The 22079-nt window shown below is 70.3% G+C and carries 18 protein-coding genes; 12 read left to right on the forward strand and 6 right to left on the reverse strand.

What is annotated here, in order from left to right; translation table 11 throughout:
• Nucleotides 1-85: 85 nt before the first annotated feature.
• Together AAFF41_RS33800 and AAFF41_RS33805 are read right to left on the reverse strand one after the other, a co-directional pair.
• Entirely contained in the window at nucleotides 86-2137 is a 2052-nt protein-coding gene (locus AAFF41_RS33800) for a glycoside hydrolase family 31 protein (protein ID WP_343325126.1), read from the reverse strand.
• A 176-nt stretch (nucleotides 2138-2313) separates the two neighbouring features.
• Nucleotides 2314-3327, reverse strand: coding sequence for a LacI family DNA-binding transcriptional regulator (locus AAFF41_RS33805; protein WP_060901179.1), 1014 nt, complete (start codon nucleotides 3325-3327; stop codon nucleotides 2314-2316).
• Nucleotides 3328-3850: 523 nt separating this feature from the next.
• Here AAFF41_RS33805 and AAFF41_RS33810 point away from each other — a divergent pair.
• The 4 genes from AAFF41_RS33810 to secA all read left to right on the forward strand — a co-directional run bounded on the left by AAFF41_RS33810 (nucleotide 3851) and on the right by secA (nucleotide 9576).
• A complete protein-coding gene (locus tag AAFF41_RS33810; protein WP_319747317.1) occupies nucleotides 3851-4093 on the forward strand; it encodes a GH12 family glycosyl hydrolase domain-containing protein in 243 nt (80 codons plus the stop codon).
• Between the two features lie 174 nt (nucleotides 4094-4267).
• Nucleotides 4268-6199, forward strand: a complete 1932-nt coding sequence (locus tag AAFF41_RS33815) for an acyl-CoA dehydrogenase family protein (RefSeq protein ID WP_319747319.1) — start codon at nucleotides 4268-4270, stop codon at nucleotides 6197-6199.
• A gap of 145 nt (nucleotides 6200-6344) precedes the next feature.
• Nucleotides 6345-6788 carry a hypothetical protein gene (locus AAFF41_RS33820; protein ID WP_343325127.1) on the forward strand — a complete coding sequence of 148 codons (444 nt, stop codon included), beginning with the start codon at nucleotides 6345-6347 and terminating at the stop codon, nucleotides 6786-6788.
• Nucleotides 6789-6804: 16 nt separating this feature from the next.
• A complete protein-coding gene (gene secA / locus AAFF41_RS33825; RefSeq protein WP_319747323.1) occupies nucleotides 6805-9576 on the forward strand; it encodes a preprotein translocase subunit SecA in 2772 nt (923 codons plus the stop codon).
• Between the two features lie 29 nt (nucleotides 9577-9605).
• Here the strand turns inward: secA and AAFF41_RS33830 are convergent, their stop codons facing one another.
• The gene (locus AAFF41_RS33830; RefSeq protein ID WP_343325128.1) at nucleotides 9606-10058 is read right to left on the reverse strand and encodes a lamin tail domain-containing protein; all 453 of its coding nucleotides are present in this window, start codon (nucleotides 10056-10058) and stop codon (nucleotides 9606-9608) included.
• 221 nt (nucleotides 10059-10279) lie between these two features.
• Between AAFF41_RS33830 and dxr the strand changes: the two genes are divergently transcribed.
• The 7 genes from dxr (at nucleotide 10280) to AAFF41_RS33865 (ending at nucleotide 18991) form a co-directional block, all read left to right on the forward strand.
• On the forward strand, nucleotides 10280-11563 hold the full coding sequence (gene dxr / locus AAFF41_RS33835) for a 1-deoxy-D-xylulose-5-phosphate reductoisomerase (RefSeq protein WP_319747327.1): 1284 nt from the start codon (nucleotides 10280-10282) through the stop codon (nucleotides 11561-11563).
• On the forward strand, nucleotides 11560-12864 hold the full coding sequence (locus AAFF41_RS33840; protein ID WP_054235298.1) for a M50 family metallopeptidase: 1305 nt from the start codon (nucleotides 11560-11562) through the stop codon (nucleotides 12862-12864). The genes dxr and AAFF41_RS33840 overlap by 4 nt, the downstream gene beginning before the upstream one ends.
• Before the next feature lie 174 nt (nucleotides 12865-13038).
• Nucleotides 13039-14196, forward strand: coding sequence for a flavodoxin-dependent (E)-4-hydroxy-3-methylbut-2-enyl-diphosphate synthase (gene ispG / locus AAFF41_RS33845; protein ID WP_319747329.1), 1158 nt, complete (start codon nucleotides 13039-13041; stop codon nucleotides 14194-14196).
• Between the two features lie 662 nt (nucleotides 14197-14858).
• Nucleotides 14859-15707, forward strand: coding sequence for a GNAT family N-acetyltransferase (locus AAFF41_RS33850; protein WP_319747331.1), 849 nt, complete (start codon nucleotides 14859-14861; stop codon nucleotides 15705-15707).
• A 167-nt stretch (nucleotides 15708-15874) separates the two neighbouring features.
• Nucleotides 15875-16444, forward strand: a complete 570-nt coding sequence (locus AAFF41_RS33855; RefSeq protein WP_075031289.1) for a GNAT family N-acetyltransferase — start codon at nucleotides 15875-15877, stop codon at nucleotides 16442-16444.
• Nucleotides 16445-16555: 111 nt separating this feature from the next.
• The gene (locus tag AAFF41_RS33860) at nucleotides 16556-18253 is read left to right on the forward strand and encodes a proline--tRNA ligase (protein ID WP_168511704.1); all 1698 of its coding nucleotides are present in this window, start codon (nucleotides 16556-16558) and stop codon (nucleotides 18251-18253) included.
• Nucleotides 18254-18565: 312 nt separating this feature from the next.
• Nucleotides 18566-18991 (forward strand): NADH-ubiquinone oxidoreductase-F iron-sulfur binding region domain-containing protein, encoded by a 426-nt coding sequence (locus AAFF41_RS33865; RefSeq protein ID WP_343325129.1) that lies wholly within the window; start codon nucleotides 18566-18568, stop codon nucleotides 18989-18991.
• Nucleotides 18992-19255: 264 nt separating this feature from the next.
• On the opposite strand, the gene AAFF41_RS33870 is transcribed toward AAFF41_RS33865, so the two are convergent.
• The 3 genes from AAFF41_RS33870 to AAFF41_RS33880 all read right to left on the reverse strand — a co-directional run bounded on the left by AAFF41_RS33870 (nucleotide 19256) and on the right by AAFF41_RS33880 (nucleotide 21309).
• Nucleotides 19256-20197 (reverse strand): aminoglycoside phosphotransferase family protein, encoded by a 942-nt coding sequence (locus AAFF41_RS33870; protein ID WP_319747431.1) that lies wholly within the window; start codon nucleotides 20195-20197, stop codon nucleotides 19256-19258.
• A gap of 81 nt (nucleotides 20198-20278) precedes the next feature.
• The gene (locus AAFF41_RS33875; protein WP_319747335.1) at nucleotides 20279-20770 is read right to left on the reverse strand and encodes a ferritin-like domain-containing protein; all 492 of its coding nucleotides are present in this window, start codon (nucleotides 20768-20770) and stop codon (nucleotides 20279-20281) included.
• On the reverse strand, nucleotides 20767-21309 hold the full coding sequence (locus tag AAFF41_RS33880; RefSeq protein WP_319747340.1) for a hypothetical protein: 543 nt from the start codon (nucleotides 21307-21309) through the stop codon (nucleotides 20767-20769). The genes AAFF41_RS33875 and AAFF41_RS33880 overlap by 4 nt, the downstream gene beginning before the upstream one ends.
• Nucleotides 21310-21571: 262 nt before the next feature.
• Between AAFF41_RS33880 and rimP the strand changes: the two genes are divergently transcribed.
• Nucleotides 21572-22078, forward strand: coding sequence for a ribosome maturation factor RimP (rimP, locus tag AAFF41_RS33885; RefSeq protein WP_319747342.1), 507 nt, complete (start codon nucleotides 21572-21574; stop codon nucleotides 22076-22078).
• The last annotated feature ends 1 nt before the right edge of the window (nucleotide 22079 follow it).

Here is a 22079-nt window from a genome sequence, read left to right on the forward strand (position 1 = left end):
CTGTGATGGAGGCCACAGTTCCGGCAACAGTGCGGTCACAGGGCGTGTGGGGGAGGCCGGGCCGGCCTCCCCCACACGCGCGTGGCTACTCCGCCACCGGCAGTCGGGCCCCGTCCCGCAGGAACAGCGGGATGCGGTCCAGCGGGGCGTCGACGGTGACGGCCGCGCCACCCTCGTACGTCTCACCGGTCCACGCGTCGGTCCACCAGGCGCCCGCCGGAAGGTACGCCGTACGCACCGTCGCACCCGCCGTGAGCACCGGCGCGACCAGGAGGTCGGAGCCGAAGAGATAGGAGTCGTCGACCGACCAGGCCGCGTGGTCCTCGGGGAACTCCAGGAACAGCGGGCGCATCACCGGCAGCCCCTCCTCGTGGGCCTCCCGCATGACGTCCAGTACATAGGGCTTCAGCCGCTCGCGCAGCCGCAGGTACTTCTCCAGGATCGCGCCGGCCTCCTCGCCGTAGGACCAGACCTCGTTGGGGCCGCCGGTCATGTCGGGGCCCAGCGGCATACCGGGGTCGCGGAAGCCGTGCAGGCGCATCAGCGGGGAGAGCGCGCCGAACTGGAACCAGCGGACCATCACCTCGCGGTACGCCCGGTCGCCGGGGTCGCCGCCGTGGAAGCCGCCGATGTCGGTGTTCCACCAGGGGATGCCGGAGAGCGCGGTGTTGAGGCCCGCGGCGATCTGGCGGCGCAGGGTCGCGAAGTCGGTGCCGATGTCGCCGGACCACAGGGCGGCACCGTAGCGCTGACTGCCCGCCCACGCCGAGCGGTTGAGGGTGACGACCTCGGTCTCGCCGGCCGCGAGCATGCCTTCGTAGAAGGTGCGGGCGTTCTCGCGGGGGTAGAGGTTGCCGACCTCCAGACCCGGACCCGCGTGGTAGCGCAGGTTCTCCTGGAAGCCCGGCTTCAGCTCCGGCTCGCAGGCGTCCAGCCAGAAGGCCGAAATGCCGTACGGATCGAGGTAGTTGTCCTTCACGCGCGACCACAGGAAGTCACGGGCCTCGGGGTTCGTCGCGTCGTAGAACGCCACCTGGACGGTGGAGGCGACCTCCTTGTCGGGCCAGTCGGCGTGGGCCATCGGGCCGTACTGGGTGCCGATGAAGTAGCCGCGCTGCTCCATGAGCGGGTGGTTCTCGGACAGCGGGGAGACCGACGGCCACACGGACACGACCAGCCTGACGCCGAGTTCGGCGAGTTCGCGCTGCATCGCCGCCGGGTCCGGCCACTCGGCCGGGTCGAACTTCCAGTCGCCCAGGTGGGTCCAGTGGAAGAAGTCGCAGACGATGGCGGACAGGGACAGGCCCCGGCGCTTGTACTCCCGTGCCACGTCGAGGAGTTCGTCCTGTGTGCGGTAGCGCAGCTTGCACTGCCAGAAGCCGGCCGCCCACTCGGGCAGCATCGGCGTACGGCCGGTGGCGGCGCTGTAGCGGCGCTGGGCGTCGGCCGGGGTGCCCGCGGTGATCCAGTAGTCGAGCTGGCGGGCCGAGTCGGCGACCCAGCGGGTGCCGTTGCCCGCGAGCTCGACCCGGCCGATCGCGGGGGAGTTCCACAGGAAGGTGTAGCCGCGGCTGGAGGTGAGCACCGGGACGGTGACCTCGGCGTTGCGCTGGATCAGGTCCAGGACCGCGCCCTTCTGGTCGAACAGCCCGTGCTGGTGCTGGCCGAGGCCGTACAGCTTCTCGCCCTCGTACGCGGCGAAGCGCTGCTCCAGGCGGTGGTGGCCGTTGCCCGTCGGGGTGTACAGGCGCGGGCCCGGCCACCAGAAGTGGGCGCGCTCCTCGGCGAGGAGTTCCGTGCCGTCGGCCGTGCGGAGGAAGCGGAGCTGGCCCTCGGCATCGACCTCGACGGTCAGTGCGCCGACCGTCAACCGGCCCTCGCCGTCCTGGATCTCGACGGTGCTCTCGGTCACCTGCGGCTCGTCGAGGAGCGCGCCGGGGAGGCCTTCGAGGACCGGGCCGCCCAGGCGCGCGCGGACCCGGACCGCGTCAGGGCCCCAGGGCTCGATGCGGACGGTCTCCTGACGGCCGCTCCACTCCAGCGCGCCGTCCCGCTCACGGAACGTGCCGACGGTCGGGGAGGACTGCGCGAGGCTGACTGCGCCTGACTGGGTCTGGTTTTCGGCAGGCTGATTCACGGGGGCGCTCCTGAAGGAATGCAGACATGAGGAATGCAGGCATGCAGACATGGGGGTGCCCGGCGAGGAGGGCACGACGCTGGGGCCGGGGGGCTGAGGCTGGTGCGGTGCGGTGCGGTGCGGTGTGATGCGGTGCGGTGAAGGCCGGGCGGGGGAATGGTGCGGCCGGGCTCCGGTCAGGCGGCGGTCGGCGCCGGGCCCGTGCTCGCCCGTACCGTCAACTCGGGTGCGATGAGCACGACTTCGTCCTTGCCGTGCCCTTCCAACTTGGCGATCAGATGCTCCACGGCGAGTCGGCCCATCTCCTGCGCCGGGATGGCGACCGAGGTCAGCCGCACCGAGGCCTGTGTCGCGACCTGGTCCGGGCAGATCGCGATCACCGACACGTCCTCGGGGACGGCCCGGCCCTGCTGACGCAACAGCGCGAGAAGCGGCTCGACCGCGGACTCGTTCTGCACGACGAAGCCCGTGGTGCCGGGGCGCTCGTCGAGGATGCGGGCGAGAGTCAGGGCCATCGCGTCGTACCCGCCCTCGCAGGGGCGGTGCAGCACGCGCAGGCCCAACTCCCGTGAACGGGACCGGAGCCCGTCGAGGGTGCGCTCGGCGAAGCCGGTGTGCCGCTCGTAGACCGCGGGGGCCTCGCCGATGACAGCGATGTCACGGTGGCCCAGCAGCGCGAGGTGCTCGGCGCACAGCGCGCCCGTGGCGCCGAAGTCGAGATCGACGCAGGTCAGGCCGGAGGTGTCGGCGGGCAGGCCGATCAGTACGGAGGGCTGGTCCGTCTGGCGCAGCAGCGGGAGCCGTTCGTCGTCGAGCTCCACGTCCATCAGGATCATCGCGTCGGCGAGCCCGCTGCCGGTGACGCGGCGCACGGCGTCGGGACCCTCCTCGCCGGTGAGCAGGAGCACGTCGTAGCCGTGCGTGCGGGCGTGGGTCGCCACCGCGATGGCGATCTCCATCATCACGGGTACGTACATGTCGGTACGGAGCGGAACCATCAGCGCGATGATGTTGGACCGGCTGCTCGCCAGGGCCCGGGCGCCCGCGTTCGGGTGGTATCCGAGCTCCTGGATGCTCCGCTCGACCCGCTGCCGGGTGCCCGCGGAGATGGACCGCTTGCCGCTGAGGACATAGCTCACCGTGCTCGCCGAGACTCCGGCGTGCTGGGCGACCTCGGCGAGGGTGACCATCCAGCTCTCCAAGCATTGTGTGAAGCGCTTCGACAGTGCGCAGTGCGGATAAGGGCGTGTGAGGGTGGCTCGACAGTAGCTCGACGGGTGGTGGGTGTCCATAGGTTGTCGAAGCGCTTCGACAGGATTCTTGCGGTGCGCGTCGGGAGTCGTTGTCGTGCCGCGCGACGGCATGTTCGCGGTGCCGTGCTCGGGCGTGTTTCCAGTGTCGTGTGCCGGTGCGTTTCCCGCGCCGGACTTCGCCGTGCGGCGGCAACCTTTTGAGGGCCGGTGGTCACAGAGACGGCGTACGTCAACAACAACCTCTGGGGGCAGGACGACGGCACGGGCACCCAGTGTGTCTGGGACACCTCGCGCTCCGGCGACACCATCGGCTGGGGCACGAACTACACCTGGACCAGCAAGGCCGGCAAGGAGAACAGCGTCAAGTCGTACGCCAGCACCGTGCTCGGCTGGCACTGGGGCTGGAAGACCGACAGGGCGGCCACCGAACTGCGGGCACCCCGGCACCAGGTACGGCAGTGTGAGCCTCGACGGCGTCATGTGGGACATCTACCAGGGCGACATCGGCTGGAAGGTGTACTCCTTCGTCCGCCGGGCCAACACCACCAAGGCCTCCCTCGACCTCGACGACTTCACCCAGGCCCTGGTCCGCCGCAAGCTGCTCGGCAACGACAAGTACCTCTCCGGCATCGAGTCGGGCAGCGAGGTCTTCCGGGGTTCGGGACGGCTGGACACCAAGGCGTACTCCGTCGACATCGGCTGAGATCCGTCGGCATCGGCCGGCATCGGCCGGCATCGGCTCAAACCCATGGGGTACGCGTTCACGCGAATGCGCGCGAGGACTGGTGGGGTCACCCGTATTCGGGTAAATACGATCGAGTAGCACCGATCGGTAACGAAGGTCCCCAAGATCCCTATGCGCGGCGAGGTGAGCCTCATGTCCGCAACACCCCACCAGCCCACCGTCACTGAACGTGAGGCACGACAGGTCGCGGAGGCGGCCCGCGAACAGGACTGGCGCAAGCCCAGCTTCGCCAAGGAACTGTTCCTCGGCCGCTTCCGCCTCGACCTGATCCACCCGCACCCCATGCCCGCCGAGGACGACGTACAGCGCGGCGAGGAGTTCCTCGCCAAGCTGCGCGACTTCTGCGAGACGAAGATCGACTCGGCCCGGATCGAGCGCGAGGCACAGATCCCCGACGAGGTCATCGACGGCCTCAAGGACATCGGCGCCCTCGGCATGAAGATCGACACCAAGTACGGAGGCCTCGGCCTCACCCAGGTGTACTACAACAAGGCGCTCGCCCTCGTCGGCTCCGCGAACCCGGCGATCGGCGCCCTGCTGTCCGCGCACCAGTCGATCGGCGTACCGCAGCCGCTGAAGCTCTTCGGCACCCAGGAGCAGAAGGACGTCTTCCTGCCGCGCTGCGCCCGCACCGACATCTCGGCCTTCCTCCTCACCGAGCCGGACGTGGGTTCCGACCCGGCGCGGCTCGCCACGACCGCCGTCCCGGACGGCGACGACTACGTCCTCGACGGGGTGAAGCTCTGGACGACCAACGGAGTCGTCGCCGATCTGCTCGTCGTCATGGCGCGCGTCCCGAAGTCCGAGGGCCACAAGGGCGGCATCACGGCGTTCGTGGTGGAGGCCGGCTCCGAGGGCATCACCGTCGAGAACCGCAACGCCTTCATGGGGCTGCGCGGCCTGGAGAACGGCGTCACACGCTTCCACCAGGTCCGGGTCCCCGCGGCGAACCGGATCGGTCCGGAGGGCGCGGGCCTGAAGATCGCCCTCACCACCCTCAACACCGGCCGCCTCTCGCTGCCCGCCATGTGCGTCGGCGCGGGCAAGTGGTGTCTGAAGATCGCCCGCGAATGGTCGGCGGCCCGCGAGCAGTGGGGCAAGCCGGTCGCCCTGCACGAGGCCGTCGGCGCGAAGATCTCCTTCATCGCGGCGACGACGTTCGCGCTGGAGGCCGTCGTCGACCTGTCGTCGCAGATGGCCGACGAGAACCGCAACGACATCCGCATCGAGGCCGCCCTCGCCAAGCTGTACGGCTCCGAGATGGCCTGCCTGATGGCCGACGAACTCGTCCAGATCCGCGGTGGCCGCGGCTTCGAGACCGCCGCGTCGCTCGCCGCCCGCGGCGAGCGGGCGGTGCCCGCCGAGCAGATCCTGCGCGACCTGCGGATCAACCGCATCTTCGAGGGCTCGACGGAGATCATGCACCTGCTGATCGCCCGTGAGGCCGTGGACGCCCACCTCTCCGTGGCCGGTGACCTCATCGACCCCGACAAGTCCCTCTCGGACAAGGCGAAGGCAGGCGCGAACGCGGGTGTCTTCTACGCGAAGTGGCTGCCGAAACTGGTCGCGGGCCCGGGGCAGCTCCCGCGCTCGTACGGCGAGTTCAACCGGCACGTGGATCTCTCCCCGCACCTGCGCTACGTCGAGCGCAACGCCCGCAAGCTCGCCCGCTCCACCTTCTACGCCATGTCCCGCTGGCAGGGCCGGATGGAGACCAAGCAGGGCTTCCTGGGCCGGATCGTGGACATCGGCGCCGAGCTCTTCGCGATGAGCGCGGCCTGTGTGCGCGCCGAACACCTGCGTCTCACCGGGCAGCACGGCCGCGAGGCCTACCAGCTCGCCGACGCCTTCTGCCGCCAGTCCCGCATCCGCGTCGACGAACTCTTCGGCCGCCTGTGGAGCAACACCGACGACCTCGACCGCAAGGTCGTCAAGGGCGTACTGGCGGGCACGTACGAGTGGCTGGAGCAGGGCGTGATCGACCCGTCCGGGGATGGCCCCTGGATCGCCGACGCGACGCCCGGCCCGAGCCGGAAGGAAAACGTCCACCGCCCCATTCGCTGACCTTTTCCCCAGGAATTCACTGCCGTCCCGGTTCGCCATTCCGCCGCTTGCCGCACCGAATATGTGCGTCAACAATGAGGAGAATGGCGAACGGGGACGGCAGATGCGCCAAGGAATCGGGGAAGAACACGGTCAAGGCCTTTCCGTGCAGTTGACGCGCGCCCGCGCCGAGGCCCGGCTCCAGCTCGACGAACCGGATCTCGTACGGGCTCTGCGGACCGTCCGCAAAGAGGTGCGGCCGCTGGCGCAGAAGCTGCGCGAAGTCGCGCCCGAGACCTTCGAGGCGCACCGCGACGCCCTCGCGGTTCTCCTCAACGACTGCGCGCTCGCCCTGGTCGACACGGAGCCGCGCCCTCCGGTGCCCTCCTTCGACGCCGTACGGATCCGGCGCATCGACCTCCGTGACGTCGACGGTCTGCTGGACGCCGGACGGCCGGGGGAACGGCCCGTCATCCAACAACTCTTCAAGAGCGCGCTCGATGTGGTCGACGATCCCGTCCTGCGCGAGGTGATCAAAGCGAATCAGCAGGGCGTCCACATTCTGCAACGAGCCAACCACTGGATTCGGCTGCTCGCGGAGGCCGTCTAGTTCTGGGGGAATTCCTATGCCGGGCAAAGGTCTGGACGTCATCACCGGCAGGATCATGCGGGCCGGCGAGGGCCGGGTGCTGCGCAGGCTCCAGCGCGTCGTCGATCAGGTCAACTCCCTGGACGAGGAGTTCAGGGCCCTGTCCGACGAGGCACTCCGGTCCCTCACCCCGGAGTTCAAACAGCGCCACGCCGACGGCGAGAGCCTGGACGACCTGCTGCCGGAGGCCTTCGCCACGATGCGCGAGGCGGCCCGGCGGACCCTGGGCATGCGTCACTTCGACGTCCAGGTGATGGGCGGCGCGGCGCTGCACCTCGGCAACATCGCGGAGATGCAGACGGGGGAGGGCAAGACCCTCGTCGCCACCCTCCCCGTCTATCTGAACGCGCTGGCAGGCAAGGGAGTCCACCTCGTCACGGTCAACGACTACCTCGCCGAGCGGGACGCCGAGTGGATGGGCCGCGCCTACCGCTTCCTGGGCCTGACCGTCGGTGTCATCAAGTCCGAGTCGACGCCCGCCGTACGCCGCGCCCAGTACGCCTGCGACATCACCTACGGCACCAACACCGAGTTCGGCTTCGACTACCTGCGCGACAACATGGCCTGGTCGAGGGACGAACTCGTGCAGCGCGGCCACCACTTCGCGATCGTCGACGAGGCCGACTCCATCCTCATCGACGAGGCCCGCACCCCGCTGATCATCTCCGGTCCCGCCGACCAGCCCACCCAGTGGTACGAGGCGTTCGCGGGGATCGTACGACGGATGAAGGGTGTCCGCGTCCAGGAGGAGCTCTTCACCCGGCCGGCCGAGAAGGAGGAACTGGCGGCGCTGCGGGCCACGTACGACTACGAGTACGACCCCAAGAAGCGCACCGTAGCGATCCTGGACCGGGGCGTCGAGTACCTTCAGGACCAGCTCGGCATCGAGAGCCTGTACGAGTCCGACCACACCTCCCTCATCGGACACCTCAACAACGCCCTGAAGGCCAAGGAGCACTTCAAGAAGGACAAGGACTACGTGGTCGTGGACGGCGAGGTGCTGATCGTCGACGAGCACACCGGCCGCATCCTCGCGGGCCGCCGCTACAACGAGGGGCTGCACCAGGCGATCGAGGCGAAGGAAGGAGTGACGATCAAGGACGAGAACCAGACCCTCGCCACGATCACCCTGCAGAACTTCTTCCGCCTCTACGAGAAGCTCGCCGGCATGACCGGCACGGCGATGACGGAGGCGGCCGAGTTCCACCAGATCTACCAACTCCAGGTCGTGCCGATCCCGACCAACCGGCCCCCGAGGCGCGCCGACGACCCCGACCAGATCTACCGCACCGCGGACGCCAAGTACGCCGCGATCGTGGAGGACATCGCCGAGCGGCACGCCCAGGGGCAGCCGATCCTCGTCGGCACCACGTCGGTGGAGAAGTCCGAACTGCTCTCCGGGCTGCTCAGGAAACGCGGTATCCGGCACGAGGTGCTCAACGCCAAGAACCACCAGCGCGAGGCCCAGATCGTGGCCCAGGCGGGCCGCAAGGGCGCCGTCACCGTGGCCACCAACATGGCGGGCCGCGGCACCGACATCATGCTCGGCGGCAATCCCGAGTCCCTCATAGCCGCCGAGCTGGAGAAGAGCGAACTCACCGAGGAGGAGCACCCCGACGCCTGCCGCGAGGTGCGTGAGCGCGTCACCGCCGCGGTCGGGGCGGCGTACGAGGAGGTCAAGGAACTCGGCGGGCTCTATGTGCTGGGCACCGAGCGCCACGAGTCCCGCCGTATCGACAACCAGCTGCGCGGCCGTTCGGGGCGTCAGGGCGACAACGGGGCCTCCCGCTTCTACCTCTCCCTGGAGGACGACCTGATGCGCCTGTTCCGCGCCCAGGTCGTGGACCGCGTGATGGCCATGGCGAACGTCCCCGACGACATCCCCATCGAGAACAAGATGGTCACCCGCGCCATCGCCTCCGCCCAGGCCCAGGTCGAGCAGCAGCACTTCGAGTCCCGCAAGGACGTCCTGAAGTTCGACGAGGTGCTCAACCGGCAGCGCACCCTCATCTACGCCGAGCGCCGCCGCGTCCTGGCGGGGGAGGACCTGCGCGAACAGCTCCTGCACTTCATGGACGACACCGTGCGGGCGTACATCGGACAGGAGACCGGCGAGGGCTTCCCCGAGGAATGGGATCTGGAGCGGCTCTGGGGCGCCTTCGCACAGCTCTATCCGGTGCGGGTCACGATCGAGGGCCTGGAGGAGGCGGCCGGCGACCGCGCGAACCTCACCGCCGAGGACCTGGTCGAGGCCGTGACCCGGGACATCCACGACCGCTACGAGGACCGCGAGGCCGAACTCGGCACCGAGGCCCTGCGCGACCTCGAACGCCTGGTCGTCCTCAACGTCCTCGACCGCAAATGGCGCGAACACCTCTACGAGATGGACTACCTCCGCGACGGCATCGGTCTGCGCTGGACGCTCGGCCGGGAACCCATCGTCGAGTACGAGCGTGAGGGCTTCGACATGTACGGCGCGATGACCGACGCCATCAAGGAGGAGTCCGTCGGCTACGTCTTCAACCTGGACGCCTCCGGCGGTGCGCCCGGGGCCCTCGAACGCCGCGACCGGGTCGAGGACCTGCACTTCACGGCTCCCACCATGGACACGGCGGAGGGCGTGCTCGAGGGCGACTTCGCCCCGGCGGACGCCGACGCGCCCGCGACTGCCTCCGCGCCGGTCCCCGCGCCCTCACGCGGCGGCGCGCGCCCCGGCAGGTCCAAGGCGCGGCGCCGCCGCAAGCGGTGAGGGCGCGGGGGCCGGCGCGGAGGCAGGGGCTAGCAGTACTTGTCGCTGGGGTCCCGCGTCGTCCACGAGCACGCGTCGACCTTGCCGCCGTTCGCCTTGGTGAGCGTGGCGGTGTCGCTGGTGTTGTTCCAGACGTACGCGCGGCGATTCTGGTACGTGTCCCCCGCGGTGTCCCTGCCGCTGCCCGTGTGCACCTTCATGGTCTTGTGCGCCGCGATCTTCACGTTCGGGAAGGTGTACCTGTGGTTCGAGACGTCCTTCAGGATCCAGCCCTTGAGCGAGATCGCTGTCGAACTGGTGTTCTTTATCTGTACCCACTCGGCGTTGAGGCTCGCGTTGGAGCGGTTGTCCGAACCGGGGCTGTCGAACCAGACGTGGTAGATGGTCACACCGCCGGCCGCCTGTGCCGGAGTGCCGAGAAGGAACGTGCCCGTCAGTGCCACGGCGCCCGCGAGCGCGGGCAGGGCAGCGCGTATCCGCATGAGAACCCCCCCAGGGTGTCGCCCCCCGGCCGGTCGTCCACCGGCCAGTGAGAGTGACGACGTGCATGAAGTGCTATCACGTGATCTTCACGTTGGTTTCACAAAGGGTGATTTCACTTCCTCCGGTACGTCGAGGTGCTAATGGGGCCAGAAGAGAGGAGAAGGGAGGAGAAGTGGGGAGCCCTGTCCTGCGCGGGTCGCGCAGCGGCCACAATGGGGGGATGAGCGACAGTCCAGCCCCCCTCGCTGATCCGCATCTCGTCTTCGACCCCGTGGACGGAGTCCGGGACGTCGTGATCCTCGGCTCCACCGGCTCGATCGGCACCCAGGCCATCGACCTCGTGCTGCGCAACCCCGACCGGTTCCGGGTCACCGCGCTCTCCGCGGCCGGCGGCAGGGTCGCACTGCTCGCGGAGCAGGCCCACCGGCTGCGCGTACGCACGGTCGCGGTCGCGCGCGAGGACGTCGTACCGGCACTGCGGGAGGCGCTCACGGCCGAGTACGCATCCGGCGAGACCCTTCCCGAGATCGTGGCCGGCGCGGATGCCGCCACCCAGCTCGCCGCCTCCGACTGCCACACCGTCCTCAACGGCATCACCGGCTCCATCGGCCTCGCCCCCACCCTCGCCGCCCTGGAAGCGGGCCGCACCCTCGCGCTCGCCAACAAGGAATCGCTCATCGTCGGCGGCCCGCTGGTGAAGGCGCTGGCCAAGCCCGGCCAGATCATCCCGGTCGACTCCGAGCACGCGGCGCTCTTCCAGGCACTGGCGGCCGGCACGCGCGCCGATGTGCGCAAACTGGTCGTGACCGCCTCCGGCGGACCCTTCCGGGGGCGTACGAAGGCGGAGCTGGCGAACGTCACTCCCGCCGAGGCGCTCGCGCACCCCACGTGGGCCATGGGCCCGGTGATCACCATCAACTCCGCGACCTTGGTCAACAAGGGGCTGGAAGTCATCGAGGCGCACCTCCTCTACGACATTCCCTTCGATCGCATTGAGGTGGTCGTGCACCCGCAGTCGTATGTCCACTCGATGGTTGAGTACACAGACGGATCGACACTGGCCCAGGCGACGCCCCCCGACATGCGGGGACCGATCGCCATCGGTCTCGGCTGGCCCGAACGCGTCCCGGACGCGGCGCCCGCCTTCGACTGGACCAAGGCGTCGAGCTGGGAGTTCTTCCCGCTCGACAACGACGCGTTCCCCTCCGTCGGGCTCGCCCGGCACGTGGGGCAGCTCGCGGGTACGGCCCCGGCGGTGTTCAATGCCGCCAACGAGGAGTGCGTGGACGCGTTCCTGAACGGCGCCCTGCCGTTCAACGGGATCATGGAGACCGTCACCCGGGTGGTCGAGGAACACGGCACACCCGGAACGGGAACTTCCCTGACCGTGGCGGACGTCCTCGAAGCGGAGACCTGGGCGCGCGCCCGGGCCCGTGAACTGACCGCACAGACGGCACCGACAGCGCCAATGGCACAGACGACAACCGCGGAGGCTCGTGCATGACGACCCTGATGATGATCCTCGGCATAGTCGTCTTCGCGGTCGGCCTGCTCATCTCGATCGCCTGGCACGAGCTGGGACATCTGTCGACGGCCAAGCTCTTCGGCATCCGGGTGCCGCAGTACATGGTCGGCTTCGGGCCGACCATCTGGTCACGGAAGAAGGGCGACACCGAGTACGGGGTGAAGGCGGTTCCGCTCGGCGGCTACATCCGCATGATCGGGATGTTCCCGCCCGGCCCGGACGGCCGTATCGAGGCGCGCTCCACCTCCCCCTTCCGGGGCATGATCGAGGACGCCAGGTCGGCCGCCTTCGAGGAGCTCCAGCCCGGCGACGAGACCCGCCTCTTCTACACGCGCAAGCCGTGGAAGCGCGTGATCGTGATGTTCGCGGGCCCGTTCATGAACCTCGTCCTGGCCGTCGCGATCTTCCTCGGCGTGATGATGACGTTCGGGGTGCAGACCCAGACCACCACGGTCGGCAAGGTCTCGGACTGTGTCATCCAGCAGAGCGAGAACCGGTCGAAGTGCGCGGCGAGCGACCAGGCCGCACCCGCCAAGGCCGCCGGGCTCAAGGGCGGCGACAAGATCGTCGCGTTCAACGGCAAGGTGATCGACGACTGGGCGGCGCTGCAGTCCGACATCCGCTCCAACCCCGGCAAGGACGTCACGCTCACCGTTGAGCGGGGGGGCCAGAAGGTCGACCTGACCGCTCACCTGATCAAGAACCAGGTCAGCAAGACCGACGGCAACGGTGGCTATGTCGAGGGCAAGTACGTGTACGCCGGCTTCCTCGGCTTCACGCCCGCCTCCGGCATCGTCCAGCAGTCGTTCGGCCAGTCCGTGAACCGTATGGGCGACATGATGCAGAACGGCGTCGAGTCGCTGGTCTCGCTGCCCGGCAAGATCCCTGACCTGTGGAACGCGGCCTTCGGCGACGGACCGCGCAAGGCGGACTCCCCGATGGGCGTGGTCGGCGCGGCCCGGATCGGCGGTGATGTCTTCACCCTCGACATCCCGGCATCGCAGCAGGTCGCGATGATGCTGCTGCTGGTCGCGGGCTTCAACCTGTCCCTGTTCCTGTTCAACATGCTCCCGCTGCTCCCGCTCGACGGCGGTCACATCGCGGGCGCGCTGTGGGAGTCGCTGCGGCGGAACGCGGCGAAGGTGCTGAGGCGGCCGGACCCGGGCCCGTTCGACGTGGCCAAGCTGATGCCGGTGGCCTATGTGGTGGCCGGAATCTTCGTCTGCTTCACGATCCTCGTCCTGATCGCGGACGTTGTTAACCCGGTGAAAATCTCCTAGACGGTCTCTTGGCAGGACACCGTTCGTGGCGGCCGGGCACCCTGGGTGTCCGGCCGCCATCCGTTGGGTGGGTTTAGGGGCGTGATGTGCTCGGGCGTGCGCCGGTGCCGTAATCTCGGAGCCTGGAGCCCACGATTCCGGGACCTTGATCCACAACTTGGGGTTGCACAGCAGATGACTGCGATTTCTCTCGGCATGCCGTCCGTTCCGACCAAGCTCGCCGAGCGTCGGAAGAGCCGGCAGATCCAGGTCGGAACCGTGGCCGTGGGTGGAGACGCACCCGTCTCGGTGCAGTCGATGACGACCACGCGTACGTCGGACATCGGCGCCACGCTGCAGCAGATCGCCGAGCTGACGGCCTCCGGTTGCCAGATCGTGCGGGTGGCCTGCCCGACCCAGGACGACGCCGACGCGCTCGCCACGATCGCCCGCAAGTCCCAGATCCCGGTCATCGCGGACATCCACTTCCAGCCGAAGTACGTCTTCGCGGCGATCAACGCGGGCTGCGCGGCCGTCCGTGTGAACCCCGGCAACATCAAGCAGTTCGACGACCAGGTCAAGGAGATCGCGCGGGCCGCGAAGGACACCGGCACCCCGATCCGGATCGGCGTCAACGCGGGCTCGCTCGACAAGCGGCTCCTCCAGAAGTACGGCAAGGCGACCCCCGAGGCGCTCGTCGAGTCCGCCCTCTGGGAGGCGTCCCTCTTCGAGGAGCACGACTTCCGGGACATCAAGATCTCGGTCAAGCACAACGACCCGGTGGTCATGGTCAACGCGTACCGCCAGCTGGCGGCGGCGTGCGACTATCCGCTGCACCTCGGTGTGACGGAGGCGGGCCCCGCCTTCCAGGGCACGATCAAGTCGGCGGTGGCGTTCGGAGCGTTGCTCTCCGAGGGCATCGGCGACACGATCCGGGTGTCCCTGTCGGCGCCGCCCGCCGAGGAGGTCAAGGTCGGTCTCCAGATCCTGGAGTCGCTGAACCTCAAGCAGCGGGGCCTGGAGATCGTCTCCTGCCCGTCCTGCGGGCGCGCCCAGGTCGACGTGTACAAGCTGGCGGAAGAGGTCACCGCCGGTCTCACCGGCATGGAGGTCCCCCTCCGCGTCGCCGTCATGGGCTGCGTCGTGAACGGTCCGGGCGAGGCCCGCGAGGCCGACCTCGGCGTCGCCTCCGGCAACGGCAAGGGGCAGATCTTCGTCAAGGGCGAGGTCATCAAGACGGTCCCCGAGTCGAAGATCGTCGAGACGCTCATCGAGGAAGCGATGAAGCTCGCCGAGCAGATGGAGGCCGCCGGCATCGCCTCCGGCGAGCCTTCGGTGTCGGTGGCAGGCTGATCCACGGGCGGAACCACCGTGTCCCGCCCCCGCCGCCCCTACCCTCCCACCAGCTCTCGGCTTCGCCCGAGCAGGGTGCACCCGCATCATCCCCAGGGGCTCCGCCCCTTCGACCCCGCCCGGGGGCGCTGCGCCCCCTGGACCTCCGCATGGGCCTGAACGGCCTCGTCCTCACACGCCGGACGGGCTGAGTGATACGGGCGCGGGCCCGAGTGGGCGGGCGGACCGGGGGCGGGTGGGGCGTCGGCCCCGACCTCGTCCTCACGCGCCCGACGGGCTGAAAGGCGCGGGCCGGGGTGGATGGCGGGCGGCCCACGCTCTCGAACACCGGGCGACCGGGGGCTTTCAGGGGCGCGGGGAACTGCGCGCCCAGCCCCCACGCACCCGCAGACAAGCGATCCCGGGCCGTCGTCGTATCCGGGGCGCAGCCCCGTCCCAAGGGGCGAGGGGAACTGCGCGCCCAGCCCCCACCCAGCCGCGGACGGACGACTCCGCACGAACGGGTATCCGGGGCGGAGCCCCGGTCCAGGGGGCGCGGGAAACCGCGCGCGCCGTTCCCGCCGGCCCGCGGCCGAAGCCCGGGCCGGTACAAGGGGCGGCGAGCCACAAACTCGCCAGGTACAGTGCGGAGATCAGCAGACCGTATGGTGAGGCCCCCGCACGTGTTGACCCAGACCACCACCAGGGTCCTCGAACCGAGTGACCTGGACGCCGCGCTCGCCGTCCTCGACCGCGACCCGGTCGCGAACGCATTCGTCGCGTCCCGGGTACAGGTCGCGGGCCTCGACCCCTGGCGGCTCGGCGGCGAGATGTGGGGCTGGTACGAGGACGGCATGCTGCGGTCCCTCTGCTACGCGGGCGCCAACCTGGTCCCGATCTGCGCCACCCCTCGTGCCGTCCGCGGCTTCGCGGACCGGGCGCGAAGGGCCGGCCGCCGCTGCTCCTCGATCGTCGGGCCCGTCGAGGCCACCGCCCAGCTGTGGCGGCTGCTCGAACCCAGCTGGGGCCCGGCCCGCGAGGTCCGTGCCCACCAGCCCCTGATGGTCACCGACCGCCTCCCCGCCGACATCGCCCCGGATCCGTACGTCCGCCGCATCCGCAAGGACGAGATGGAAACGATCATGCCGGCGTGTGTGGCGATGTTCACCGAGGAAGTGGGCGTCTCACCGCTCGCCGGTGACGGCGGCCTGCTCTACCAGGCGCGGGTGGCCGAACTCGTCGGCACCGGCCGTTCGTTCGCCCGTCTCGACCAGAACGGCAAGGTCGTCTTCAAGGCCGAGATCGGCGCCGCCACCCGGCAGGCCTGCCAGATCCAGGGGGTGTGGGTCGACCCCGAGTACCGGGGACAGGGGCTGGCGGCCCCGGGCATGGCGGCCGTCATGCGCTACGCCCTCGCCGACATCGCCCCGCTCGTCAGCCTCTACGTCAACGACTTCAACACCCCGGCCCGGGCGACGTACCACCGTGTCGGCTTCCAGGAGATCGGCGCGTTCATGAGCGTGCTGTTCTAGCGCTCGCAGAGGCCCGGGGAACTCCTCGACCGACCTCGGACCGGCCACCGACCGACCTCGGACCGGCCCCAGGCCGACTCCCGATCGGCCCCCGACCCGGCCGCACGCGACACAACCTCCCGTAGTCCCGGCGCGATCCGGCGAACCGCCCCGGTAGTCTCCCCGACATGCTGCGCTTTCCCGGTCAGGGCCCCCGCAACCCCGACGACGTGGTCGTCGGCCCGCTGGATCTCGCGGCGCGCGTCGACGAGGCGCTCGCCGTGCAGGCCCTCGCCTTCGGGCTCGGCGCCGACGAGATCGCCGTACGCCGGCAGATCGTGCTGCGTCACCTCACCTACCCGGGAGCCCGCGCACTCGGCGCGACGACGGTCGACGGACGGCTCGTCGGCTTCGTCTACGGCATGCCCAACGACCGCACCCACTGGTGGTCCACCGTCGTGGAACCGTATCTGCGCGCCCAGGGACGCGACGCCTGGCTCGACCACTCCTTCGTGATCACCGAACTCCACGTCCACCCGCACTACCAGAACCACGGCGTGGGCCGGTCCCTGATCACCGGCATCACGGACAGCGCCACCGAACCCCGCTCGATCCTCTCCGCCATCGACACCGACAGCCCGGCCCGCGGCCTCTACCGCTCGCTCGGGTACGAGGACCTCGCGCGACAGGTTCTCTTCCCCAGCGCACCCAAGCCGTACGCCGTCATGGGCGCCCCGCTGCCCCTCCGCAGGCGCTGAGCGCCTGGGACTGCCCTCCGGATCGGCGCACGGCGCCAACCGATTTCCACCGGGATGGGCCGCCCGGCTAACCTCCTAGCCATCACCCTTACGCAGCAGGAGTCGAGAACCATGGCCCAGGTCCAGCGCATGTCCCGTTTGATGGTCAAGACACTGCGTGACGACCCGGCGGACGCCGAGACGCTCAGCCACAAGCTGCTCGTCCGCGCCGGCTACGTGCGCCGCAACTCCGCCGGCATCTGGACCTGGCTGCCGCTCGGCAAGAAGGTCCTCGACAACATCTCCCGCGTCGTACGCGAGGAGATGGACGCCATCGGGGCGCAGGAGGTCCTCCTGCCGGCCCTGCTGCCCAAGGAGCCCTACGAGGCCTCGGCCCGCTGGGAGGAGTACGGCGACCTCCTCTTCCGCCTGAAGGACCGCAAGGGCGGCGAGTACCTGCTCGGCCCGACCCACGAGGAGATCTTCACGCTCGTCGTGAAGGACCAGGTCGCGTCCTACAAGGACCTGCCGGTCATGCTGTACCAGATCCAGACGAAGTACCGCGACGAGGCCCGCCCGCGCTCCGGCGTGCTGCGCGGCCGCGAGTTCCAGATGAAGGACTCGTACTCCTTCGACACGACGGACGAGGGCCTCGCGCAGTCGTACGCGCTGCACCGCGCCGCCTACCAGAAGATCTTCGCCCGCCTGGGCCTGGACTACCGCATCGTGTCGGCCGTCTCGGGCGCCATGGGCGGCTCGGCGTCGGAGGAGTTCCTCGCCCCCGCCGCGGCCGGTGAGGACACCTTCGTGGACTGCCCGTCCTGCGACTACGCGGCCAACACGGAGGCCGTCACCTTCGCCCTGAAGCCGGTGGACGGTTCCGGCGTCGGCCCGGTCGAGGAGCTGGACACCCCCGACACCCCCACCATCGAGACGCTCGCCGAGCACCTCGGTGTCCCCGCCTCCGCCACCCTCAAGAACCTCCTGGTCAAGGTCGACGGCGAGATCGTGGCCGTAGGCGTCCCCGGCAACCGCGAGGTCGACCTCGGCAAGCTGGGCGAGCACCTCGCCCCCGCCGTCGTCGAACTCGTCACCGCCGAGGACTTCGAGGGCCGCGGCGACCTCGTCCGCGGCTACGTCGGCCCGCAGGGCCTGGAGAAGGTCCGCTACATCGCCGACCCGCGGGTGGCCCCCGGCACCGCCTGGATCACCGGCGCCAACAAGGTCAACACGCACGCGAAGAACGTCGTCGCCGGCCGCGACTTCGAAGTCGACGACTACCTGGACGTCGTCGTGGTGGAAGAGGGCGACCCGTGCCCCAAGTGCGGCACCGGCCTCAAGCTGGACCGCGCCATCGAGATCGGCCACATCTTCCAGCTCGGCCGCAAGTACGCCGACACCTTCCAGCTCGACGTCCTCGGCCAGCAGGGCAAGCCGGTTCGCGTGACCATGGGCTCGTACGGCATCGGTGTCTCCCGCGCGGTCGCGGCGCTCGCCGAGCAGTCGGCCGACGAGCAGGGGCTGTGCTGGCCCAAGGAGATCGCTCCCGCCGACGTCCACGTCGTCGCCGCCGGCAAGGCCCTGCAGACCGAGCTGGCCCTCGACGTGTCGGAGAAGCTCGGCGCGGCGGGCGTACGCGTCCTCGTGGACGACCGCGCCGGGGTCTCCCCGGGCGTGAAGTTCACGGACGCCGAGCTCATCGGCGTACCGAAGATCCTGGTGGCCGGGCGTCGCTCGGCCGAAGGTGTCCTCGAGCTGAAGGATCGCCGCACCGGCGAGCGCGAGGAACTGACCGTGGACGAGGCGATCGCCCGCCTGGCGGCCGAGTAGCAGAACCGGCCCAGTAGCCAAACTGCTTGAAGTCTGCAATTGAAGACGTCTCTCAGAGACTTCTTCCGAGGCGTACGGCCGCCTCACAGACTTCTCTCAGGCTGCTCCCCGACCGTAGGACGTGACAGAGCGTCATGCGGAGGGGAGCAGCCATGACAGGCAGCGAGCGGGGGGCCGCCGAGGCGGTCCGCAGAGGAGCACGGCGTACGGCGGCGGCCGCGGCGGCGGTCACGCTGGCGGCGGCGGCCGGGGTCTTCGCCCTGGTCGGCACGATGCAGGCGGACGCGGACACGGCTACGAGCGGCACGACGAGTGCGACGCGTACAGAGTCGTCCGGTTCGGGGTCGTCGACCACGGGCAGCGACAGCGATCGGCGCGGGCGTCCTCGCCGCGCTGCCCCCCAGCCGCTGCGGCCTCGCCGAGACCGCCCGTGTGCTGCGCTACCTGGCCCTCGAATCGGCCGGCCAGTGCGGACCCTGCCTCAACGGTCTGCCCCGTATCGCCGCCACCTTCCCGACCCTGGCCGCACCGGGGCCGCAGGGCGGCACCCGCGAGGACATCGCCCGTTGGGCCGGACTCGTCGAGGGCCGCGGCGCCTGCCACCACCCCGACGGCACGGTCCGCCTGGTGCGCAGCGCACTCACGACCTTCGCCGCCGAACTCGACGCGCACGCCGCGGGCCACTGCACGGCGACCGACCACTCCCCGCTGCTGCCCGTCCCCGCGAACAGGAGCTGACATGGCCCGCCACGCCCACCGCACCGACCGTGCGGACCGCACGCACCGCCTGGAGGTCGACTGGACCGCCTGCCAGGGCCACGGCCTGTGCGCGGAACTCCTCCCCGAACACCCTCACGCTCGACGAGTGGGGCTACCCGCGCCTGGGCGAGGTCCTCCTTCCGCCCACCACCCTGAAACACGCCCGCGGAGCCGCCGCCGATTGCCCCGTACTGGCCCTCAAACTCGCCACCGCACGGGGAAGTTAGGGGTCGGGGCGGTCAGTCAGAGCCAGCCCGCGAACTCCAGCAACAGCTCCGCGTCCCGCGGACGCCCGACTCGCCCCGCCCGTACGCCGGACTCGACCGCCCGGAACAACGTCCAGCCCCGCAGCCGCTCCTGGTCCACCTCCAGGGACTCGGCGAGCCGCTTCACCCGTCGCCGTGTGATCGACGACCCCGAAGGGGATGCGATCAGGTCCTCCACCCGGTCCCGGACCAGCCGGGCCAGGTCGAAGGCGCACTCGCCGACCACCGGGTCCGGGCCCACGGCCAGCCAGGGCATGCGCTCACCGGCGAGCACCTTGCTCTGCCGGAAGGTGCCGTGCAGCAGCCGCTCCTCGGGCGGTCCGGCGAGAAGTTCCTCGCGGGCCGCGAGCGCCGCGTCGACCAGTGGCGCGACCTCGGTGTCGGCACTCGCCGCCGCCCGCATCGCTTCGGCCTGCCGCCCGGTCCGCTCGGCGACGGTCTCGAAGACATGAGTGGCGGGCGGTTCGACCCACAGCCGCCGCAGCGTCCCGGCGGCCTCCAGCAGGGCCTTCGCCTCCGGCAGCGAACGCACGGACAGATCGGGACGCAAGCGCTCCAACAGCAGTACGCCGTGGGTGTCGCCCTGCGCGTCGGCGGGGTTGAGGAGCTGTACGGCGCCCCGTCCGTCCCAGTGGGCGAGAGCGGCCCGCTCGCTCTCCGGACGGGCCCGCGGCGGCGCCAGCTTCAGCACGGCGGGCGTCCCGTCGGCCTGCCGGACGAGCAGGACGAGGCTGCTGCGACCGCCGGGTGCCTGCACCCGCTCCACGGTCAACTCGCGTAGATCGACCGCCTGTTGCGCCAGCACGGGCAGCTTGTCCAGCCACTCGCCCGTCCCGTTGGACCCGCCGGAGCCGTTGGACGCGCTCCGCTGCGTCTCGCCGAGTGCCCGTACCAGGCGCCGCGGCGGTTCGAAGGCCATGCGCGAGTCCATTGCGCGAGGTGTTCCTTTCCAGCTGGTCCAGGTCGTCCGGGTCGTCTCGTCCGGGTCGTCAGGGGCGCGTCACGAGGGCGACGGCGTCGCCGCGGCAGGGGTGGCCGAGGGGGCCGCCCGCTCGGCGAGACCAGGGAAGGCTACGCTCTCGCCGCGCCAACGCACCGCCCGCACCGCCGCCTCCCGCAGCGCCTCGGCGGCCGAGCGCCGCCGATCGCCCGAGGAGGCGCGTACGAGGTCGGAGTACACCCCGGCCACGCGTTCCTCCAGGTCGGCCGCGAGCTGTACGGCCGCGGCGGAGCCCTTCACGGCGAACGGCAGCGCGTACGCCGCCGCCGAGGCCTCCGGCCTGCCGCCCAGGTCCCGTACGGCGCGCGCGAGTTCGTCGCGCCGCGCCCGATGGGCGTCGTACGCCGACCGGGCCTCGCCCCGGCGAGCCTCGTCGATCCTGCCGCCGACGACGCCGTACCCGTAGACGGCGGCGTGCTCGGCGGCGAGCGCGGCCTGCAACGCGCCGAGCTCGGCGGCCTTGGCGCTCTTCGTGTCCTCGGTCGTGCTCACTTGGCACCCTCCGTCAGCAGGAACGCGTGTGCGGCTCCGGCCGCGGCCACCGAGGCGAGCAGCCTGGCCAGCTCGCCCGGGACCGTCAGCAGGGCCTTCGTCCGCTGGTCGGCCAAGGTGCGCTCGGCGGTCGCGAGGTCGGCGAGGGCGTCCTTCTCCTGGGCGGGCACGGTGGGGGAGGGGCTGGGGTGCGCCGAGGCGGAGGACGAGGGCGAGCCGGAGGCGGAGGGCCGACTGCCGGCGGTTCCGCTGCCCCCGAACGCCTGCGCGTGCCGTACGACCTCCGCCCGCAGTGGCTTCAGCCGGGCCGCCAATGGGGGATGGGCGGTGATCACGGCGGAGTAGCGCGCCGCGAGCGACTCGCTGTCGCGGGCCGCACGCGCGCGTGTCCGGTCGGCGGCCGAGGGGCTCCGGACGGTGGTGACGGTGGACGGCTCGGGGGCGGAACAGCCCACGAGCACGAAGGCGCCCGCGGCGGAGGCGAGCAGGCTCCTTCGGCGCGGCCCCGAGAGGGTGCGCGACGGCAGGGTGAACGGCACGGCAGACGTCCTCGGCAGGCTCGTACGAAAGGGAGGGCGGCACGCCCGTGATCACGGTACCCGTGCCCCACGCGATCGACCCCCATGGGCTCGCCACCGCCGCTCGGCCCGGGACCTGTCGGGTGCGCCATTCCCCGCGCCCCTTGGGAGAGCCCCGTCGGGGGCGGGGGACGGTGGACGGCAACACCCTCCGCGACCGGATACCCTTTGAGCAGACACACGACCAACCCACAACAGCACACGCGGCCGAGGAGTCACCCGGATGAGCACCACCCAGAGCGAGAGGCTGCGAGTACTGCTGGAACCGCTCGTCAGCTCTCAGGGACTCGACCTCGAAGAGGTCGAAGTGGACTCGGTCGGACGCAAGCGTGTGCTGCGTGTAGTCGTCGATTCGGACGAAGGCGCCGACCTGGACGCGATCGCCGATGTGAGCCGCGCGCTCTCGGCGAAGCTCGACGAGACGGACGCGATGGGCGAGGGCGAGTACACCCTCGAGGTCGGAACCCCCGGTGCCGAGCGCGAGCTCAAGGAGCACCGTCACTACGTACGCGCCATGGACCGCCTGGTGAAGTTCCAGCTGGGAGACGGCGGCGAGTTGATCGCGAGAATCCTCGACGTGGACGAAGAAGGAGTCGATGTCGAGGTGCCGGGCGTGAAGGGGCGCAAGCCCACCGCCAGGCGGCTCGTCTTCCAGGACATCGCCAAGGCCCGCGTCCAGGTCGAGTTCAACCGTAAGAACAAGAACGAAGAGAACGCAGAGGAGGCGTAGC

It is taken from the genome of Streptomyces mirabilis (assembly GCF_039503195.1).
In the GTDB taxonomy this organism is placed as follows: Bacteria; Actinomycetota; Actinomycetes; order Streptomycetales; family Streptomycetaceae; genus Streptomyces; species Streptomyces mirabilis_D.

Excerpts from the sequence above, each read along its gene's own strand:
- AAFF41_RS33805 (WP_060901179.1), bottom strand. The coding sequence starts at position 3,327 with ATGGTCACCCTCGCCGAGGTCGCCCAGCACGCCGGAGTCTCGGCGAGC.
- AAFF41_RS33815 (WP_319747319.1), top strand. The coding sequence starts at position 4,268 with ATGTCCGCAACACCCCACCAGCCCACCGTCACTGAACGTGAGGCACGA.
- secA (WP_319747323.1), top strand. The coding sequence starts at position 6,805 with ATGCCGGGCAAAGGTCTGGACGTCATCACCGGCAGGATCATGCGGGCC.
- AAFF41_RS33830 (WP_343325128.1), bottom strand. The coding sequence starts at position 10,058 with ATGCGGATACGCGCTGCCCTGCCCGCGCTCGCGGGCGCCGTGGCACTG.
- dxr (WP_319747327.1), top strand. The coding sequence starts at position 10,280 with ATGAGCGACAGTCCAGCCCCCCTCGCTGATCCGCATCTCGTCTTCGAC.
- AAFF41_RS33840 (WP_054235298.1), top strand. The coding sequence starts at position 11,560 with ATGACGACCCTGATGATGATCCTCGGCATAGTCGTCTTCGCGGTCGGC.
- ispG (WP_319747329.1), top strand. The coding sequence starts at position 13,039 with ATGACTGCGATTTCTCTCGGCATGCCGTCCGTTCCGACCAAGCTCGCC.
- AAFF41_RS33855 (WP_075031289.1), top strand. The coding sequence starts at position 15,875 with ATGCTGCGCTTTCCCGGTCAGGGCCCCCGCAACCCCGACGACGTGGTC.
- AAFF41_RS33860 (WP_168511704.1), top strand. The coding sequence starts at position 16,556 with ATGGCCCAGGTCCAGCGCATGTCCCGTTTGATGGTCAAGACACTGCGT.
- AAFF41_RS33870 (WP_319747431.1), bottom strand. The coding sequence starts at position 20,197 with ATGGCCTTCGAACCGCCGCGGCGCCTGGTACGGGCACTCGGCGAGACG.
- rimP (WP_319747342.1), top strand. The coding sequence starts at position 21,572 with ATGAGCACCACCCAGAGCGAGAGGCTGCGAGTACTGCTGGAACCGCTC.